We start from the raw sequence: 2,484 nt of genomic DNA on the forward strand, positions 1-2,484 counted from the left end.
CGGCTACTCCACCGCCCTGATGCCCGAGGACAGCCGCCCGCTCCTCGCCGTGCCTCACTCGAAGAACTTGAGGCTCCACCCGGTGTCCGAAGTCGCTCCCGGGACGTTGGCGCGGCTGTAGGTCGTACCGCCCCACCAGCAGAAGCTCCCGGTGTACCAGTACCGGTTGGCCCACGAGTACGCCGTCCCCTTCGGGACCGCGTGGAACATCAGCGGAAACGTCGGGCCGGCCGGCGGGCTGGTGTTGATGTCACCGTCCAGCAGCACGAAGCTGTGGTGCCCGGGTCCGTTCACCTGCAGCGTGGGATCCCAGCCGGGGTTCATCGTCGAGCCGTTCGAGCCGAACAGGCACCCGTTCGACTTGTACCAGTCCCACACGTATGTCGGGTCGCCGCCGGCCCGCAGCCGCACTTCGGCCAGACAGTACTGGTCGCTCCAGCTGCCGTTGGCCGAGTACACGATGTGCAGCTGGCCGTTCGGGTCCTTGATCGCCTCGGGCGCCTCGTTGATGTACGGGTTGCCGACCACCCGCTCCCAGCTCTCCCGGGGCTGCGAGATGACGTAACGCGCGCCGGTGGGCGTGGTGGGGCTGCTCATCCGGGCGATGTAGAGGTTCTGCTCGACGTTGGTGTCGCCGGCCCAGCCGGACCAGACGAACCAGCGCTGCCCGTTGAAGGTGAACATCGTGCCGTCGATGGCCCATTTACCGTCGGGCAGAGCGAGTTGGGTCTCGGCCGTGTACCCGCTGTCGGCGGTCGCCGAGCTGATCACGTACATCCGGTGCGCGGCACCGACCCCGGCCGTGAAGTAGATGTAGTACCGGCCGCCGTCCCGCACGAGCTCCGGCGCCCAGACCTCACCGAGGCCGCGGGTGTCGGACCAGACCTGCCGCGCGGACGCGGATGCCAGGGCGGCCGTGGACGACGCCTGCCGCACGGCGATGCCGCCGCCGGTCGACTGTACGGAGACATAGGTGGAGCCGACCCGGATCACGCTGGGGTCGGCGGCCCGCATGCTCGTCTGGGAAGCCCGGGCGGGTCCCGCCGACGACACGGACACCACGACCGTGAGGAGCCCCGCGAGAACGAGGGCGGCAAGGCCGTACATACGGCGGATGAGATTCATGGTCCCCTTCCGTGGTTCGCCTCCGCTTCGACGCCGGACGAGGACCGGCAAAGGGCGCCGGACCGCGCGCGGCAGCCGGGCCGGGACCGCCTGGAAGAACGCCGCGGGGCCGGTCCCGGCCGCGGCTTTCGACTCGGCGATCTCGCGCACTCGCCGGGCTCCCGGCTCACGCACCCCTGACGAAGCGTCCTCACATCGATGTGAGAGCGCTCTCACAGCATCCGGAATGGTTCTGTCCATGTCAATGAGTACGGCCGGGTGGCCCTTCTCCACGAGCCGTCAGCCGACGCACCGTCGGGCAGTGCGCGGCGCGCGCCGCCCACGCACCCAACTCCCCCGCCTCCGGGTCGAACTCGACCCGGAACGATCAGTTAGCCCGTTCGCCGTCCGGCGCCCGCCCCCTCCTCGATTCCGTCCCGGAAGAAGGTGACCTGCGCAAACGGGGGGCCGAGGCGCAATGCCGGGCCTGACCGGGTGACAGAGGCGCCGACTCCCCGTGTTGCGGGCGTGACGGAGTGTCGGTTGCCTCGAAAGCGGAGCACAGCGGAGGAGCCGCGCAGTCCGGCCGGGCCCCGCTCTCGATGGAGGAACCTCATGCGCAACACACGCACCGGTGCGGGTATCTGTCTGGCCGTAGGTCTGCTGGCCCTGGCGGCCCCGGCCGCCCTGGCCGCGGACCCCGCCGGTGAGCAGACCATTCACATCAGCCCGGCGAGCGCCTCACCCGGTTCACTGGTCACCGTCAGCACCCGGGCCTGCGGCAAGGAGACCTACGGCAAGGGGACCTCGGAAGCCGCAGGGGCGTTCCACCTCTTCGAGGGCAAGCGCAAGGGTGTACTCGTCGGCGAGTTCGAGGTGCCGGACGACGCGCGGCCGGGCACCGACACGGTCACCGTGAAGTGCCCCCCGCGCATCCTGATGACGGACACCTACCGGATCGCCGACCGTACGCCCAGCGGCGGGGTCGCCGCCGGATTCAGCGTGCCCGTGAACCACGGCGCACAGCTCGCGCTGGGAGGTGTCCTGCTCGCCGGGGCGGCGGCCGGGACCGCGTTCAGGCTGCGCCGCCGGGCGGCGTCGGTCCGCGGCTGACCGTACGACGCCTGTCCGCGTGCCCCGTATCCCCTCGTGCTCCGGGGCGCGCGGACGTGCCATCCCAACCGCCGCGAGACAGAGGACACGCGATGGAAACCGGGCGCAGTACCAGTACCTCGCCCCAGCCGTTCCCGGCGGTGAAACACCTGGTCTGGGCCGTGGTGGTGGGGCGTAGCCGGAGAGGCGCTCCTGTGCCTTCACCAGCAGTTGACGAGCCCTTTCGCGACTCATCTCATGCTGCTGACCGATACTCCCGAGCGTTTC

The 2,484-nt window shown here is 70.3% G+C and carries 2 protein-coding genes; one reads left to right on the forward strand and one right to left on the reverse strand.

What is annotated here, in order from left to right:
- Positions 1-54: 54 nt before the first annotated feature.
- Positions 55-1,125, reverse strand: coding sequence for a glycoside hydrolase family 43 protein (locus ACWD3D_RS36020; protein WP_451464875.1), 1,071 nt, complete (start codon positions 1,123-1,125; stop codon positions 55-57).
- A gap of 594 nt (positions 1,126-1,719) precedes the next feature.
- On the opposite strand from ACWD3D_RS36020, the gene ACWD3D_RS36025 reads away from it, so the two are divergent.
- On the forward strand, positions 1,720-2,217 hold the full coding sequence (locus tag ACWD3D_RS36025; protein WP_451464876.1) for a sortase: 498 nt from the start codon (positions 1,720-1,722) through the stop codon (positions 2,215-2,217).
- Positions 2,218-2,484 lie beyond the last annotated feature (267 nt).

Source organism: Streptomyces sp. NPDC002690 (genome assembly GCF_053592415.1).